The organism is Amycolatopsis sp. NPDC004747, from assembly GCF_053601335.1.
In genome coordinates this window covers 83,904-98,494 of sequence record NZ_JBSGBQ010000007.1, presented here as the reverse complement: position 1 = coordinate 98,494, position 14,591 = coordinate 83,904, and the positions used below count along the sequence as shown (strand labels likewise).

The following is a 14,591-nucleotide window of genomic DNA, read 5'->3' as shown; positions in this document are numbered from 1 at the left end:
CGGGTGTTCGGGTACACTTAGGCATGCCTAAGTCCTTGGCTGAGGCGGGAACCTGCCTCCCGGGTCCGGGCGCCGCGCCGGCGTGCGCGGCGTTGACCCGCGAGCTGGGCGGCGAGCCCGCCGGCACCGCGGCCCGCATGACGTCGTGGCTGCTCGTCGAGCAGCCGGGCGCCTGGGGGCCGGACGCGCTCGAACACGTGATGGCCGAAGCGTTCCCGGCGGCGCGGCTGGAGAGTGCCCGCGAGGCCGGGCTCCGCCCGCTGCTCGTCCGCAAGCCCGGGCGGCACGCGCGGGTACCCGGCGCGTCCCGCGCGGTCTTCGTCGCCAGCGGCCGGCCGGGGCATCGCTGGCTCGAACGCTTCGACGTCGCCGACCTCGGCGAACTCGCCGGCCTCGATCTCGAAGCCGTCGCCGCGGGGCGCGGCGGGCACGGCGAGCCGGTGTCCGGCCCGCTCTTCCTCGTGTGCACGCACGGCAGCAAGGACATGTGCTGCGCGGTCTTCGGGCGCCCGGTGGCGACCGGGCTGGCGCAGAACCACCCCGGCCGGGTCTGGGAGGTCAGCCACGTCGGCGGCGACCGCTGGGCGGGCAACCTGCTGACGGTGCCCGACGGCTACCTCCACGGCAGCCTCGCGGTGCCCGAGGCCGACCTCGTCGCCAAGGAAGCGCGGGGCGGCAACGTCCGCCTGGAGCACCTGCGCGGCCGCACGTCGGCGGACAGCCCGTGGTCGCAGTTCGCCGAGATCGAGATCCGCGGCCGCACCGGTCTGCGCGGCATCGACGAGGTGCTCGCCACCGGCGAGGAGCCGGGCGGCGACGTCCGCAAGGTGCTGGTGACCGCGGGAGCCCACCGGTACGAGGTCGTCGTCCGGCGCACACCGGCGACGGCGTCCGGCCACAACCGCTGCTCGGGGCGGCTCGTGCTGGCCGGGTTCGTGGCGGAGACGGTCCGCGAAGTGTGAAGGCCGCCCCCGCACCGGCGGTCCGGGCCCCGGACGGCGGTCAGGCCGTGAAGCCGCCGTCCACCGGGAGGACCACGCCGCTCAGGTGGCCGGCCCGGTCGCTCAGCAGGAACGCCGCCGCCGAGCCGACTTCCGCTCCCGTGCCGGCTTTTCGCAACGGTGTCGCCGCGATGCGGGCTTCCACGCCGCCCGGGATCGTGCGGCGCAGCTCGTCCAGCATCGGGGTCTCCGTCGGGCCCGGGGCGAGCGCGTTGACCCGGATGCCCAGCGGGCCGAAGTCGTGCGCGGCCGTGCGGGTCAGGCCGATCACCGCGTGCTTCGTCGCCTGGTAGGCGCCCATGCCCGGGCTTCCCCGCAGGCCGCCGATGCTGCTGACGTTCACGATCGAGCCGGAGCCCTGGCCCTCCATCGCCGCGACCTCGGCACGCAGGCACAGCCACGTGCCCTTCACGTTCACCGCCATGATCCGGTCGAAGTCCGCTTCGGACACCCGGTCGAGCCGCCCGCCGCCACCCATCGCCGCGTTGTTGAACGCGCCGTCCAGGCGGCCGAAGCGCGAGACCGTCGCCGACACGAAACTGTCCACATCGGACGCCGAAGAGACGTCACCGGTCGTGTAGGCGACGTCGTGGTCGCCGAGCTCGGCGGCCAGTTTCGCCAGCGGTTCTTCGTGCCGGGCCACCAGCATCACCGAAGCACCGTCCGCGGCGAACACGCGCGCCGCGTCCGCGCCGATGCCCGAACTGGCCCCGACGACCAGGACCACCTTCCCCGTCAACAGGCTCATGCCGCTCCTCCTCGCAGTGCCAGCATCGCGCGCGCGTCGGCCGGCGTGGCGATCGGTTTGCCGAGATCTTCCACCACCGCCCGGATCTTGCGGACCTGCTGGGCGTTGCTCTCCGCGAGCTTCCCCTTGCCGATCCACAGGCTGTCCTCCAGGCCGACCCGTACGTGGCCGCCGAGCCACGCGCTGTGCGTGCCGAAGCTCAGCTGGTCACGGCCGGCGGCGAACGCCGAGAACGCGTAGTCGTCGCCGAAGAGCTTGTCCGCGATCCGCACCATGTGCTCGAGGTTCGCGTGGTCGGCGCCGATCCCGCCGAGAACGCCGAACACACCCTGGATCAGCAACGGCGGTTTCGCCAGGCCCCGTTCGGCGAAGTACGCCAGCGAGTACAGGTGCCCGATGTCGTAGCACTCGTACTCGAACCGGGTCCCGGACTCGCCGAGCGTCCGCAGCGTGTGCTCGATCTTGTCGAACGTGTTCACGAACGGCTTCGAGTAGGTGTTGAGCACGTACGGCTTTTCCCAGTCGTGCTTCCACTCGGTCACCTTCTCGGCGATGCCGGAGTAGACGAAGTTCATCGATCCCATGTTCATCGACGCCAGCTCGGGCCGCAGCCGGTAGGCGGCCGCGAGCCGTTCGTCCATCGTCATCGAGGACGCGCCGCCGGTGGTGATGTTGATGACGGCGTCGGTCTCGGCGGTGATCCGCCCGACGATCTTCTCGAACACGCCGGGATCGGGCGTCGGCCGCCCGTCGGGCTCCCGCGCGTGCAGGTGCACGACGGCCGACCCGGCCTCGACGGCCGCCAACGCGGCATCGGCCACCTCGTCGGCCGAAAGCGGCAAGTACGGGCTCTGCGACGGGACGTTCACCGAGCCCGTGACGGCGGTGGTGATGATGACCTTTTCGGCCGTGCGCATCAGTTCTCCTTTTCGGCGAAGTCCCGGAACGCCCGGACCAGGCCGCGGGCCGCGTCGGCCAGCATCGTCGTGTCGTTGCTCAGCAGCACGAAGTCGCAGCCGTCGCGCACCGCCTGCGCGGCCTTCTCCGGCACCCCGCCGAACGCCAGCCCGCAGCGCTTCCCGGCGGCGTGCGCGGCCGCGATCGCCGAGGCGACCAGGTCGAGCACCTCGGGCGACGCCGGGGTCGAGCCCATCGACAGCGACAGGTCCGCCGCGCCGACGAACACCGCGTCCACCGTGTCCAGTGCGAGCATCTCCGGTGCGGCCTTGATCGCCTCCACGCTTTCCAGCTGCGGGATGCACAACACGTCGTCGTTGCCGGCCGCCAGGTACTCGGCGTTCGGCTTCAGCCCCCACGCCCCGGCCCGGCTGGTGCCGCCGGCGCCGCGGACGCCGTGGGGCGGGAACCGGCACGCCCGCCCGACCGCCGCCGCCTCCTCGACCGTGTCCACGTGCGGCACGAGGATGCCCATCGCCCCCGCGTCGAGGACCTTCTGGATCGTCGACGGCGTCTTGTCCGGCACCCGCACGATCGGCGTCATTCCCGCCGCCGCGGCGGTGTTGATCAGCCGGTAGGCGGTCACCAGGTCGAGGGGCGCGTGCTCCAGGTCGACGACCACGAAGTCGAACCCGGCGAACGCCATGATCTCGGCCGGCTCGGTCGAGGCGATCTTCAGCCAGGTCCCGACGGGCGTGGCGGGACGGGTGAACAGCCCGCCACCAGTCCGCCCGCTCACGGCATCGGGTAGTCGTCGGCGTTGAGGACCCAGCCCGGTTTCTCCGAGAAGTCCACGCGCGGCGGGCTGAAGATGTCGATCAGCTGGTTCACGCCCGGGTCGCTCGCTTCGGACGTGTGCACGGTCGGCGGCGGGATGATCGTCACCGACGGGCTGCCGATCCGGACGTGCTCGTCCTCGCGCCAGGTGGTGCGGTCGGGTAGCCACGGCGTGCGGATGTGGTGCACGTATTCCCCTTGCACGGCCAGGGAAAGCTGTTCGAAGTCGTCGTGGTGGTGCGGTGAGAGCTTGCGCGGGTCGCGGGGTCCGTGCTGCAGCGGCAGGAAGTTCACCATGAACGAGCGGGTGCGGAAGATCCGGCCGAACCGCTTCGGGTCCTCGGGCACCTCGGACAACGGGTAGAACCGGACCCGCGCTTCCGCGGGGGCCGGCCAGCGTTCCAGCAGCGTGACGCGCGGGTGGTCCTCGGCGTACGCGTCGGCGTTGGCGGCACGATCCCGCCAGGCTGCTTCGGTCGCCTCGACCAGCCGGACGAGCGGGCCGTCGCCGTGGACGCTGATCCGCGACGCGCCCGGCGGGACGACGACGAGCCCGGGTTCGGCGATCCGGATGGCGCCGTCGCCGGTCAGCACGGTGAAGGCGGGGGAGGCGTCCGTGACGACGATCGCCAGCTCGCCGTCCAGGGTGCCGTTGTCGAGGTCGTCGCCGTCGCGGGCGTCGGTGTGGACGAGGACGACGTTCTGCGCCCGCACGACCGGGGTCTCCCACAGGTCGAGGTACTGCGCGGGCGCGATCGCGTCGCCGCTGTCGGGCCGGGCCGCGGTCGCCAGGCCCGAGCGGGGATCGTCTTTTCCGTACACGGTCGCGTCCTTTCAGGCGTCGAGGTTCAGCAGGTACGCCGGGTTGTCCCGGACCATCCGCCGCAGGTCCTTCTCCGGCAGTCCGAGGTCGAGCAGCGCCTCGCCGACGCGCAGCCACGCGTCCACCGGCTTCGGGTTGGCCTGCTGGCCGAAGTCCGAGGCCAGCACGGTGTGCTCCGGGCCGAGCGTCTCGATCCAGGTCAGCAGGTTCTTCGGGTCCCATTTCTGGGTGCCTTCGGGGTCGTACATGCCGACCTCGTGCTCGATGAACGCGCCGAGCTCGATCAGCTCGCGGCACAGGGCCGGGTCCGCGCCGATGACGAAGTCCGGGTGGCTGACGACCATCCGCTCCAGGCCGCGCTCGTGCGCCTCCCCGAACAGCGTCTTGATGTACTCGGGGTACATGTGCCCGCCGTTGAGGACGGCCTGCTGCTCCTTGATCTCGTCGAGGATCTCGATCGCTTCGGGCTTGATGGCTCCTTCGCCGTCGACGATGTCGATGCGCTCGAGCGTCAGCGGGACGGTGGTGGTCGGGAAGGCGCCGTCCTCGGGGTGGCAGTCGAGGTGCCGTCCGGAGGAGATGGTCGGGAACCAGACGACCTTGCCGCCCATGCGCAGGGTCATGCGCACGGCGTGGACGTTGAGCCCGCCGACCGTGCTGTTGAGTGCGATACCGCCGAAGACCTGCGCCTCGACCTCGGCGAGCCGGCCTTTCATCGCGAGGACGTCCATCTGGGTGTTGTGGTGGTGGGACTTGGCGACCATGGCGCGCATCCCGATCCGGGCGCCGTCCCGCGCGGCCTCGACGTGGTCGAACCGCCGGGGGAACGGGCTGGGGCCGGAGTGGACGTGCATGTCGACCAGGCCGTCCAGGACGGCGGCGATGGCGGGGCGCTGGCTCATGAGCAGCCTTCCGTTCGCATTATGAAGTCAAAGTTCACTATAAGACCGCCTGTCAACCCTTCGACCGCTCTTGTATCTCGACGAGCGCATATTTAGAGTGTCTGACGTTCACTTCGTGAACACTCAGTTCGGAGCAACGGAGGACGCCGATGTCCACACCGCCCAGCGCCGCGGGGACGGCCGCCCGTCCCGGAACCCCGCACGGCCCGGACACGGCCAAGGTGCGTGCCGCGATCCGCGGCGGGACGCTCGCCTACTTCGTCGACCAGTTCGACATCTACCTGCCGATCGTCGTGCTGGCCCCGGCCGCGGCGTACTTCCAGGCCGCCAACCTCAGCGCGAGCACGGCCGCGCTGCTGGCGTCCCTGGTGTTCGCGTCGACGCTGATCGGCCGCCCGCTCGGCGCGATCGTCTTCGGCCACTTCGCCGACACGGTCGGGCGCAAGCGGACGACGCTGGTCGCGGTCGGCGGGTTCGGCACCATCACGCTGCTGACCGCCTGCCTGCCCGGGCACGAGACGATCGGGATGTGGTCGGTCGGCCTCCTCATCGCCCTGCGGTTCGTCGACGGGATCTTCCTCGGCGGCGAGTACACGACCGCGGTGCCGCTGGCGATGGAGTGGAGCCCGAAGCACAAGCGCGGCCTCTACGCCTCGATCATCACCTCGACCTCGCCCGCCGCGTACGCGGTGATCGCCGCGATCACGCTGCTGATGCTGCAGCTGCTGCCGTCCGCCGGCCTGCACAGCGCGTACGTCCAGTGGGGCTGGCGGATCCCGTTCTTCGTCGGGGCGGCGCTGGCGGCCGTGCTGTTCCGCTACTACCGCAAGCAGGTCCACGAGCCGCCGGCCGAAGTGACCGGCGAGAAGCACAGGCTGCCGTTCGTCCGGCTGCTGCGGAAGTACCCGCGGGCGCTGGGCCAGGTGTTCGTCCTGATGACCGGCACCTGGCTCGCGACCAACATGGAAGCCGCCGTGACGCCCGCGCAGCTGAAGGCGCACCTGGACCTGTCGAGCAAGGAGGTCACCATGACCATGCTCGTCATCAACGCGGCCGCCGCGCTGTCCTACCCGGTGTTCGGGGTGCTGTCCCAGCGCATCGGCCGCCGCCGGTTCTACATCGGCTACGGCCTGTCGATGGTCGTGGTCGGGGCGGGTTCCTACACGCTGCTGATGGCCTCGAACGGCGGCTTCGGCGCGGCGCTCGGTTTCGGCGTGCTCATCGGGGTGTTCACCGTCGGCACGTTCGGCCCGATCGCGGCGTACTTGACCGAGCGGTTCCCGGCGAGCATCCGCTCGACCGGCTACGGCGTCGGCTACAGCCTCGCGCTGATCGCCCCGGCGTTCTACCAGTTCTACCTGCAGCGGTTCGACGGGGTCGTGCCCGCGCACCTCGCTCCGGGCGTCCTGATCGTCCTCGCCGGCCTGCTGATCAGCCTCGGCGGCTTCCTCGGCCCGGAGACCAAGGACGTCGACATGTCCGACGACAGCACGATTCCCGCACTGTCCTGAACGGCACTGTCCTGAGTGGAGCCGCCCTACACCGCCCGCTGGACGTCGTCGGGCCGGTAGTGCCCGCCCAGCTCGTGGGTGAGCTCGCGCGCGGTGTCGACCACGACCCGCAGCTCGGGCGTGTCGTCGCCCATCGACAGGGTGTTGTCCGGGCCCACGATCGCGATCGTGGCGCAGATGCCGTACTCGTCGAAGACCGGCGCGGCCACCGCGACGATGCCGGGCGTGCTCATCGCGGAGCAGTGGCCGGCCGCGCGCACGCGTTCGACGTCGGCGCGCAGCTCGTCGCGCGCCGGGCCGGACAGGGTGCCGATCAGGCGTTCCATCGACAGCTGGTCGGCGTGGTAGGCGAGGAAGACCTTGCTCTGCGCGGTGTCCAGCGGCAGGTGGCTGCCGACCCGCACGGACACGATGACGATGGTCGAGGCGTTCTCCTCGACCCGCGAGACCACCGGGCCGGTGAGCCCCCAGAGGCTGAGCACGACGCTGGTCTGCGTGGCGCGCGAGAGCGCCTGCATGTGCCGCGGCGCGAGGTTGACGACCCGCCGGTGCCCGATCGCGAACGCGCCGAGCTGCAGCAGCAGCCCGCCGGGCACGTAACCGCCGTCGGCGCTGCGTTCGAGCAGGCCGGCGGCGACGAGCGAGGTGCAGTACCGGTACGCCGTGGTGCGGTTGAGGCCGAGCCGTTCGGCGACCTCCCCGGCGGTCAGCTCGGGGGTCGCCGGGTCGAACAGCGAGAGGATCTGGCTGACCCGGCTCACCGCCTGGATGTCCGCCTGGTCCGCGCGGGCCTCCGGGGACCGCGTCGGTTTGGTCACGGGGTGCCTCCGCCGGAAGTCTGGAATCGGTGTTCACTTCGTGAACACGGACCTCAGGCTACACGGACCGGCGGCATCCCCTGGCCGGAGTCGAGCTCGTCCGGGTTTCCCGAACGCCCACGGCACCCGCACGGGCGAAGTGCGGTTCCGCCGCTTCCAGCCGCGGTACCGAGACGCCCAGCCGCCGGGCTTCGGCCAGGGTGTCCCGGCAGATCTCGCGCGGCTCCTCGGCGCCCGCGTCGGAGTGCGCCGTGAGGCTCACGCGGGCGAGCGCGACCCGGGCCGTCAGCCAGGCGAGCACGGGGGCCGTCAGCCAGGTGGGCGCCCGGAACGGGAGCACACCGCCCCGGTGGCGGCGCAGGTCGATGCCGCGCGCCCGGAGCAGCGGCAGCAGTTCGCGGCCGGCCAGCAGTGCCTCGCGCAGGTCGCGCCTTGCCCCGGTCAGTTCGGACAGCGATCCCCGCCGCAGGCCCTGCGAGAACAGGCCGGCGTCCGACACGAAGTGGACCCACAGCCAGCCGCGGAAGTCGGGCTGCTCCTTGATCCGGAGCCCGGCGTCGCGAAACGCCCGGCGCACGGCCTGTTCCCGGTCGGTCGGAGGCTTGCCCAGGGTGCCGAAGACGACCGAAGGCAGCAGTGCCCCGTGGAGCACGCCGTCTTCTCCGAAACCGCCGCCTGCCCCGGGAAAGCCCCAGGCAACCCGCTCGAGGGGGAGCGGGCCGATCGCGGCCGCCGGCTCGGCCCAGAGGTTGCCGAAGACCAGCACGGTGGCCCGGCCGATCCGCGGGGCCAGGAATTCCGCCGCTCCGGCGAGGCGGTGGTGCGGGACGCTGAGCACGATGAGGTCGAAGCCGTGGTCCGGCTCCAGCGTCTCGCGCAGGCGCACCGGCCACGTTTCGACGACGCGCTGCCCCCACCGCCGGCGCCGCGCGTCGAGCAGGTCGAGGTCCACTGTGTTCCCGTACGTCACCGCGCGGCCCGGCCGGACGTAAAACTCGACGTCGTGCCCGGCCCGTTCCAAGGCCCAGCCGTAGACGGTGGCGACCGCGCCCCGGCCGAACATCAGGATCTTCACGCTGCACCTCGTGGGGTAGGCTCGATCTGGAGGTCATCTCCACTTCGAAAATATGGAGGTCATCTCCAGTTGTCAACGCGAGGGAGCGCATGACCGCCGACAAGCCGCTGCGGGCCGACGCCCGGCGCAAGCGCGAGGCCCTGCTCGCCAAGGCCCGGGAGGTCTTCGACGCCGGAGGCTTCTTCGACCTGCGCTTCGACGACTTCGCCCGGCTGGCCGGGGTCGGCACCGGCACGCTGTACCGCCACTTCCCGACCCGGGAGGCGCTGGCCGAGGCGGTCTACCGCGGAGAGGTCGCCACGCTGTGCAACCGCGCCCGCGAACTGCAGGCCACGCTGCCCCCGGCGGAGGCGCTGGCGACCTTCCTGCGCGACATGGTCGACCACATCGCCGCCCACGAGGGCCTCGCCCGAACGCTGGCCACGCTGTGGGCCGATCGCGCCGGCGCCCTCGCCGAAGGCAGCCGGGCGCTGGAAGAGGCGGTCACCGACCTGGTGGCCGCCGCCGTGCGGGACGGCACGGTCCGCGACGACGTGGATGCCGGCGCGGTGATGATGGCCCTGCACGGCATCGGCGCGGCCCACGACCGCCCCGGTTGGCGGACCGAGGCCGACGGTGTCGTGACGCTCCTGCTGGCCGGGCTGCGCCGCCCGCCCGCCGACGGATAACCCGCACGATTCGCCGCCGGGAATCCGGATCTTCGCCGCGGGCTGGTGCCCGCGTCGCATTGTCGGAGGGGGCCGCGAATGGTGGCAGACAGTTCCCGGTGGCGGTGTTAGAACGGTAGTCATGCCTCGTCGAATCGCCGTGATCGCGTCGGGAATCGCCTTGCTGACCGGCGCCACCACCGCCCCCGCCCACGCCGCCGGGGTGATCCGGAACTTCTCCGCCACCGCCACCACGTTGACCGCGGTGAACGAGATTTCCTACTTCCCGCTCGGGCCCATCATCCCGCTGCCGGTGTCGATTTCACGGGTGGTCGACGGCGCGCCGCAGGTGGTGGCCAGCGGCCAAGGTTTCGTGCAGTACCAGTGCAACGGCACCGCAACCAACACCTACACCGCCGTCGACCGCGAACTCACGGTGCCCTGCGGCTGATCCCCGAGCCGGCTCGACTACGCCGGATATCCCTGGCTGCGAGGTGAAACGGCCGCCCAATCGGTGAGCGCGGGCAGAAAGTTCTCCCACTCGTCGGGTTCGAGCCGTTCCGGTTGCGTCATGGGCCGCATTTCGCGGCCGGAAACCGGCCCATCATGGCGTGGTGGCCACTGGGGAGCACGCGTTCGGCACACCCACTCGCCGCCCTCCGCCGCCCTCGGCCGGGTGCGTTGTCGCCGAGGGGGAGAGCGGGTTGCCCGCCGGGCAGCCGGATCCGGTGGCCGCCGCGCCGGGTCCGCACGGCCGGCGAGGGCCTTACCTGGTCCCCGCCAAGGCCGTGACCGGCCGCTGACTGCAGCGGTCAATCGGCCGAACGCGCGGGGCTCACCGGGTGATGCCCGTGTGCCCCAGCGAGTACCGGCCCGGCTGCGGCCAGACGCACAGGCCGTGCGGCTCGTTCCCGGCGGGGATCTTCGCCAGCAGTGCGCCATCCTTTGTGGACAGCACGTACACGGCCCGGTCGTAGCGGCCGGAGAGCCACAGTTGCGTACCGTCGGCGGTCACGTTGCCCATGTCCGGGCTGCCGCCACCCGGGATGTGCCAGGTCGTGAGCGGCGCGCCGGTGTACGCGTCGAGCACGCTGACGCTGCCCTCGTGGCGGTTGGTCACGTACAGCTGCTTCGCGTCCCGTGACAGGTACAGCCCGTGCGCGCCGCGGCCGGTCGGGATGAAGCGGAGCACCTTCGTCGCGGCGCCGTCGAGGACCCAGAGGCCGTTCGCGTCGGAGTCCGCGATGTAGTACACCGAACCGTCCGGCGCGAGCTTGATGTCCTGCGGGCCCATGCGCGTGTTGCGGTGCGGCATGTCGATCATCCGCAGCAGGTGGTGCGTCACGACGTCGACCACCGCGACGCGGCCGGCGAACTCGCAGGTGAAGACCGCCGTGCGGCCGTCGGGGGAGAAGTCCGCGTGGTCGATGCCGGCGCACTCGGGCACCGGTGTTTCGTCGTGGGCCTGCCAGGTGTGCGGGTCGTACCAGACCAGCTTGCGCAGCCGCTCGGCCACCGAGATCGCGTACCGGCCGTCCGGGGTGAAGTACATGTTGTACGGGTCCACGACCGGGAACGCCTTGCCCGGCAACCCGGTCTTCGGGTCGAACGGCAGCACGTGGTCGCCGCGGTCGTCGGTGGCGTACAGCGTGCGCAGGTCCCACGAGGGCACCACGTGCTGCAGCTCCTTGCCCGCCGGGTACTTCGCGACGACGCCGAAGGTCGCCGGGTCGATCACCCAGACGTCGCCCGAGCCGCTGTGCGGTACGTAGACCAGCGGCTTGTCGCCGGCGACGGCGGGGGAGAGCATGCCGGCGCCCGCCGCGGCGTCGACGTCGTGCGGGTCGGGAACGGGGGGCATGCCGGGCAGCGGGTTCGCCGCCGGCACCGGCGGGGTGGGCAGCCGGGGCACGGACGTGCCCGGTCCGCCGCTCATCCCCGGCATGCCGGGCATGGACGAGCCGGCGTCGGACGAGCAGCCGGCGGCGAGGACGGCAGCGAGGAAGGCACTGAGGACCACGGCGGTCAGCCGGACGCGCATCCGCTTACGCCAGCAGGTCCGACGCGGTGACCGGGGCGAGGCCGCGGTCCGCGAGCGCGGTCAGGATGCCGGGGAGCGCGGCCACCGTGCCCGGGTGGCCCAGGTGCATGCTGACCACGCTGCCCGCGCGGGCCTTCGCCACCGCCGCGCGGATGGCGGCGGGCCCGGGATCCTTCCAGTCCAGGGAGTCGATGTCGTAGGACAGCACCCGGGCGTAGCCCGCCTTGCCCGCTTCGGCGAGTTCGCCGGGGGTGGCGTGCTGACCCTGTGACTGCCGGAAGAAGTTCCCCGGCGAGCCGGTCAGTTCGACCAGTTTGTCCCGGCACCGCTGGATTTCCGCGTACATCGGCTCGGCCGCGTACCCCGAGAGAGCCGGGTGGCTCCAGGTGTGGTTGCCCAGCTCGTGCCCGCCGTCGCGGACCATCCGGGCGGCGTCGGGGTGCTCGGCGAGCCACGTGCCCACGGCCAGCACGGTGATCCGCGCGCCGTGCTGGTGCACGACGTCCAGCACCTGCCGGGTGACCTGGGGGTCGCCCGCGCCGTGGAACGTCAGCGCGACCTGCGGCCGCCCCGAAGCGGAGCGGACGAGCTCGGTGGCCGGCCCGTGCGGCTGCGCCGAAGACGACGGCGAGGGCGTGCTCGAAGACGGCGGCCCCGCGGTGGGAGGAGTGGAGCCGACCGGAGCCGGGGTCTGCCCGGGTGCCGAGCACGCCGCGAGCGCGGCGGCGCCCAGCGCCACCCCGAACAGGCGGCGCCGGGTCAGCGGGTCGTCCACGAAAACCTCCCACACGACGGACGGCGCCGAACCTTTCCGCAAAGACGCTGTGAAAACGCTGAGAGGTCGGGTGCCGTTCTCCGCAGAGGACGGCTTCCGCCGAGCCACGTGTGCAGCCGGGTTGTCCCGGTGTGCAGCGCGCCTACCGGACCGGTGCCCCGGACCGGCAAGGTCGGACCATGACCAAGCTGAGCGCCGAGCAGATCGCCCGGCACGCCTACGCGGCCGGGTTCCGCGGCCGGGGCCTGACCACCGCGGTCGCCGTCGCGCTGGCCGAATCCGGCGGGCGGACCACCGCGCACAACGCCACCCCGCCGGATGATTCCTACGGCCTCTGGCAGATCAACATGCTGGGCGCGCTCGGCCCGGAACGGCGACGGCAGTACCACCTGAAGTCCGACGACCAGCTGTTCGACCCGGCCACCAACGCGCGGGTCGCGAACCGCATCTCGGGCGACGGCCACGACTTCACGCCTTGGTCGACCTACCTGAACGGCGCCTACAAGCACCACCTGACGGCCGCGCGCAAGGCCGCCCAAGACGTCACGGAGCACCACGGGCAGACCGGCGCGAGCGCGGGTGGCGGCCCGCTGCGGGTGGACGACGCGGTGCTGCACTCCTACGTGCACCGGACCCGGCACGTCGCCGACGCGCTGGGCACCGCGAGCCGGCAACTGCGTGACGTCCGCGAGATCGCCCGTGACAGCTTCGGGAAGATCGGCGACGAGTCGGGGTTCGCCGACGCCCTCGCCGGGTTCGGCCTGGCGCTGCAGCGGCAGGTCGGCGGCGTCGGTGCGCACGCCGACGGGCTCGCGTCGGCCGCCGGGAAAGCCGCGAAGACCTATCGCGACCACGAGACGGCCACCGCCGCAGCTCTGAACGGGAAGGGCTGAAATGGACACCGCCGCGCTCGCGCGGTCCTTCGCGAAGGACCTCATTGCGCACCGCAACAAGCTCGCCGGGAAGGCCGAAGACGCCGTCCGCGCCGAATACGCCCTGCACCAGGTGGCCGGCACGCTGGGCGCCCAGCACGACGCCTACCACAAGGAAAGCCGCACGGTCCTGGACCACTGGCGTGGCTGCGGCGCCGACGGCTTCCACCGCCAGAGCGCGGAACTGACGAAGGAGCTGCGGATCACCGGCGCGGCCGGCGCGGCGGCGGAGAAGGTCGTCGCGCACGTTGCGTCCACAGTGGACAGCGGGCACACGGCGGTGCAGCGGCTGGTCGACGAGTACGCCGCCCGGGCCAAGCAGGTCCTCGACGCCGGCGTCGCGGCCGGGACGCAGGCGGCGCTGATGCGGGCCGTCGGGCACGCCGCCGACCTGGCGCCGCGGTACACCCGGCAGTCGGCCTCGACCCTGCGGCACGTCGACGCGGAACTCAAGGCCGCGGCGAAGAAGCTGCACGGGCTGCGGAAGGACCTGGCCCACGACGAGGTCGTGGACAAGACGGTGCCTGCCGGAACAGCGCCCGCGAAGGCAGGTCCGGGGCGGGGCGCGGAGATCGTCCACGCGGCGCGGAAGGAACTGGGCACGCGCGAGAACCCGCCGGGCAGCAACCGGAACCCGTACGGGCCGACCGCCGCGTGGTGCTCGTCGTTCGCGACGGCGATGTGGCGCAAGGCCGGGGTGAAGATCCCGGTCCTGCCCTTCAGCGGCGACGTCTACCACTGGGGTGAGCGCAACGGGCACGCCTACGGCAAGCACGCGCTGCACGAAGCGAAGCCGGGTGACGTGCTGATCTTCGGCACCGGCCCGCAGAACACGTCGACGAGCACGCACATCGGCATCGTCGAGAAGGTCGAAGGGAACCAGGTCACGATGATCGAGGGCAACTCCGGGGACGCCGTCCGCCGGAACACGCACCCGCTCTCGGCGTCGACGTTCTACGGAGGGGTGCACCCGTGATCACCGGAAAAGCCGCCGACCGGACGGTCGCCGTGGAGGTCGCGCCCGGCGGGGCGCTGCAGGAGCTGACCCTGGAAGCCGCGGCGCTGCGGCTGGAGCCGGACGAACTGGCACGCCGGATCCTGCTGCTGACCGCGACCGCGTCGGCGCGGGCCACGGCTTCCCTGTGGCACGCCCACGACGGCGTCGAGGCCCTCGGGCTGCCGGAACCGGGGGAAGCCGCGGAAGAAACCACGCCGGACAGCTGGCGGGCCCAGTGAACCGGACGGCGGTGGAACTGGCCGACGACGCGTTCGCGGCACCGGACCCCGGCTACGGAACCCGGCTGGCGGCGATCCGCGCGGCCGCCGCGGACGACGGCGTCGCGGTGGTGGTCGACCTGCACGGCGCGCTGGTGGACCTGCGGTTCGACCGGCGGGCGCTGACCAAGCCGCCGGGGGAGCTGGCCGGGCTGATCCGGCGCCTGGCCGCGGAGGCGGGCGTCGACGCCCTGCGGCAGGGGCGTGAGCTGCTGGGCGGTCTGCTCCCGGACGAGCCCGAGCCGGCCGCCCGCCCGCCAGAACCCGACTCCTGGGCCCCGGCGACCTGGGCGACGTGACGAGCCGCGG

17 protein-coding genes are annotated in these 14,591 nt (G+C 72.2%); 8 read left to right on the top strand and 9 right to left on the bottom strand.

Annotated features, from left to right (window positions below; translation table 11 throughout):
- The first annotated feature begins 23 nt into the window (after window positions 1–23).
- Window positions 24–962 (top strand): sucrase ferredoxin, encoded by a 939-nt coding sequence (locus tag ACWEGE_RS13440; protein WP_449660709.1) that lies wholly within the window; start codon window positions 24–26, stop codon window positions 960–962.
- Between the two features lie 40 nt (window positions 963–1,002).
- Here ACWEGE_RS13440 and ACWEGE_RS13435 read toward each other — a convergent pair whose 3' ends face one another.
- Genes ACWEGE_RS13435 through ACWEGE_RS13415 form a run of 5 tightly spaced genes read right to left on the bottom strand, consistent with a single transcriptional unit; the run spans window position 1,003 to window position 5,208 of the window.
- Window positions 1,003–1,749, bottom strand: a complete 747-nt coding sequence (locus ACWEGE_RS13435; protein ID WP_449660708.1) for an SDR family NAD(P)-dependent oxidoreductase — start codon at window positions 1,747–1,749, stop codon at window positions 1,003–1,005.
- Window positions 1,746–2,666, bottom strand: a complete 921-nt coding sequence (locus ACWEGE_RS13430) for a 3-keto-5-aminohexanoate cleavage protein (protein ID WP_449660707.1) — start codon at window positions 2,664–2,666, stop codon at window positions 1,746–1,748. The genes ACWEGE_RS13435 and ACWEGE_RS13430 overlap by 4 nt, the downstream gene beginning before the upstream one ends.
- Window positions 2,666–3,445, bottom strand: a complete 780-nt coding sequence (locus ACWEGE_RS13425; protein WP_449660706.1) for an HpcH/HpaI aldolase family protein — start codon at window positions 3,443–3,445, stop codon at window positions 2,666–2,668. Before ACWEGE_RS13425 ends, ACWEGE_RS13430 begins: the two co-directional genes overlap by 1 nt.
- Entirely contained in the window at window positions 3,442–4,305 is an 864-nt protein-coding gene (locus tag ACWEGE_RS13420) for a hypothetical protein (RefSeq protein ID WP_449660705.1), read from the bottom strand. The genes ACWEGE_RS13425 and ACWEGE_RS13420 overlap by 4 nt, the downstream gene beginning before the upstream one ends.
- A gap of 12 nt (window positions 4,306–4,317) precedes the next feature.
- Window positions 4,318–5,208 (bottom strand): DUF6282 family protein, encoded by an 891-nt coding sequence (locus ACWEGE_RS13415; RefSeq protein ID WP_449660704.1) that lies wholly within the window; start codon window positions 5,206–5,208, stop codon window positions 4,318–4,320.
- Between the two features lie 149 nt (window positions 5,209–5,357).
- On the opposite strand from ACWEGE_RS13415, the gene ACWEGE_RS13410 reads away from it, so the two are divergent.
- Complete coding sequence (locus ACWEGE_RS13410) at window positions 5,358–6,719, top strand: MFS transporter (protein ID WP_449660703.1); 1,362 nt, start codon at window positions 5,358–5,360, stop codon at window positions 6,717–6,719.
- A 26-nt stretch (window positions 6,720–6,745) separates the two neighbouring features.
- Here the strand turns inward: ACWEGE_RS13410 and ACWEGE_RS13405 are convergent, their stop codons facing one another.
- Both ACWEGE_RS13405 and ACWEGE_RS13400 read right to left on the bottom strand, forming a co-directional pair.
- Window positions 6,746–7,537 (bottom strand): IclR family transcriptional regulator, encoded by a 792-nt coding sequence (locus tag ACWEGE_RS13405; RefSeq protein WP_449660702.1) that lies wholly within the window; start codon window positions 7,535–7,537, stop codon window positions 6,746–6,748.
- A 58-nt stretch (window positions 7,538–7,595) separates the two neighbouring features.
- The gene (locus ACWEGE_RS13400; RefSeq protein ID WP_449660701.1) at window positions 7,596–8,612 is read right to left on the bottom strand and encodes a ketopantoate reductase family protein; all 1,017 of its coding nucleotides are present in this window, start codon (window positions 8,610–8,612) and stop codon (window positions 7,596–7,598) included.
- An 89-nt stretch (window positions 8,613–8,701) separates the two neighbouring features.
- On the opposite strand from ACWEGE_RS13400, the gene ACWEGE_RS13395 reads away from it, so the two are divergent.
- Together ACWEGE_RS13395 and ACWEGE_RS13390 are read left to right on the top strand one after the other, a co-directional pair.
- Window positions 8,702–9,280: a TetR/AcrR family transcriptional regulator gene (locus ACWEGE_RS13395; protein WP_449660700.1), complete on the top strand. Its 579-nt coding sequence runs from the start codon at window positions 8,702–8,704 to the stop codon at window positions 9,278–9,280.
- A 121-nt stretch (window positions 9,281–9,401) separates the two neighbouring features.
- Window positions 9,402–9,710, top strand: coding sequence for a hypothetical protein (locus tag ACWEGE_RS13390; protein ID WP_449660699.1), 309 nt, complete (start codon window positions 9,402–9,404; stop codon window positions 9,708–9,710).
- 384 nt (window positions 9,711–10,094) lie between these two features.
- On the opposite strand, the gene ACWEGE_RS13385 is transcribed toward ACWEGE_RS13390, so the two are convergent.
- Both ACWEGE_RS13385 and ACWEGE_RS13380 read right to left on the bottom strand, forming a co-directional pair.
- Window positions 10,095–11,300, bottom strand: a complete 1,206-nt coding sequence (locus ACWEGE_RS13385) for a YVTN family beta-propeller repeat protein (protein ID WP_449660698.1) — start codon at window positions 11,298–11,300, stop codon at window positions 10,095–10,097.
- A 4-nt stretch (window positions 11,301–11,304) separates the two neighbouring features.
- Complete coding sequence (locus tag ACWEGE_RS13380) at window positions 11,305–12,075, bottom strand: polysaccharide deacetylase family protein (RefSeq protein WP_449660697.1); 771 nt, start codon at window positions 12,073–12,075, stop codon at window positions 11,305–11,307.
- A gap of 179 nt (window positions 12,076–12,254) precedes the next feature.
- On the opposite strand from ACWEGE_RS13380, the gene ACWEGE_RS13375 reads away from it, so the two are divergent.
- Genes ACWEGE_RS13375 through ACWEGE_RS13360 form a run of 4 tightly spaced genes read left to right on the top strand, consistent with a single transcriptional unit; the run spans window position 12,255 to window position 14,581 of the window.
- Window positions 12,255–12,968 (top strand): transglycosylase SLT domain-containing protein, encoded by a 714-nt coding sequence (locus ACWEGE_RS13375; protein ID WP_449660696.1) that lies wholly within the window; start codon window positions 12,255–12,257, stop codon window positions 12,966–12,968.
- A gap of 1 nt (window position 12,969) precedes the next feature.
- The gene (locus tag ACWEGE_RS13370; protein ID WP_449660695.1) at window positions 12,970–13,983 is read left to right on the top strand and encodes a CHAP domain-containing protein; all 1,014 of its coding nucleotides are present in this window, start codon (window positions 12,970–12,972) and stop codon (window positions 13,981–13,983) included.
- Complete coding sequence (locus ACWEGE_RS13365; RefSeq protein ID WP_449660694.1) at window positions 13,980–14,243, top strand: YbaB/EbfC family DNA-binding protein; 264 nt, start codon at window positions 13,980–13,982, stop codon at window positions 14,241–14,243. Before ACWEGE_RS13370 ends, ACWEGE_RS13365 begins: the two co-directional genes overlap by 4 nt.
- Window positions 14,240–14,581 carry a hypothetical protein gene (locus ACWEGE_RS13360; protein WP_449660693.1) on the top strand — a complete coding sequence of 114 codons (342 nt, stop codon included), beginning with the start codon at window positions 14,240–14,242 and terminating at the stop codon, window positions 14,579–14,581. Before ACWEGE_RS13365 ends, ACWEGE_RS13360 begins: the two co-directional genes overlap by 4 nt.
- Window positions 14,582–14,591 lie beyond the last annotated feature (10 nt).

What these genes read in the sequence shown, in the direction of transcription:
- ACWEGE_RS13390 (WP_449660699.1), top strand. Translation starts at nt 9,402, where the DNA reads ATGCCTCGTCGAATCGCCGTGATCGCGTCGGGAATCGCCTTGCTGACC.
- ACWEGE_RS13410 (WP_449660703.1), top strand. Translation starts at nt 5,358, where the DNA reads ATGTCCACACCGCCCAGCGCCGCGGGGACGGCCGCCCGTCCCGGAACC.
- ACWEGE_RS13440 (WP_449660709.1), top strand. Translation starts at nt 24, where the DNA reads ATGCCTAAGTCCTTGGCTGAGGCGGGAACCTGCCTCCCGGGTCCGGGC.
- ACWEGE_RS13375 (WP_449660696.1), top strand. Translation starts at nt 12,255, where the DNA reads ATGACCAAGCTGAGCGCCGAGCAGATCGCCCGGCACGCCTACGCGGCC.
- ACWEGE_RS13385 (WP_449660698.1), bottom strand. Translation starts at nt 11,300, where the DNA reads ATGCGCGTCCGGCTGACCGCCGTGGTCCTCAGTGCCTTCCTCGCTGCC.
- ACWEGE_RS13370 (WP_449660695.1), top strand. Translation starts at nt 12,970, where the DNA reads ATGGACACCGCCGCGCTCGCGCGGTCCTTCGCGAAGGACCTCATTGCG.
- ACWEGE_RS13395 (WP_449660700.1), top strand. Translation starts at nt 8,702, where the DNA reads ATGACCGCCGACAAGCCGCTGCGGGCCGACGCCCGGCGCAAGCGCGAG.
- ACWEGE_RS13415 (WP_449660704.1), bottom strand. Translation starts at nt 5,208, where the DNA reads ATGAGCCAGCGCCCCGCCATCGCCGCCGTCCTGGACGGCCTGGTCGAC.
- ACWEGE_RS13430 (WP_449660707.1), bottom strand. Translation starts at nt 2,666, where the DNA reads ATGCGCACGGCCGAAAAGGTCATCATCACCACCGCCGTCACGGGCTCG.
- ACWEGE_RS13435 (WP_449660708.1), bottom strand. Translation starts at nt 1,749, where the DNA reads ATGAGCCTGTTGACGGGGAAGGTGGTCCTGGTCGTCGGGGCCAGTTCG.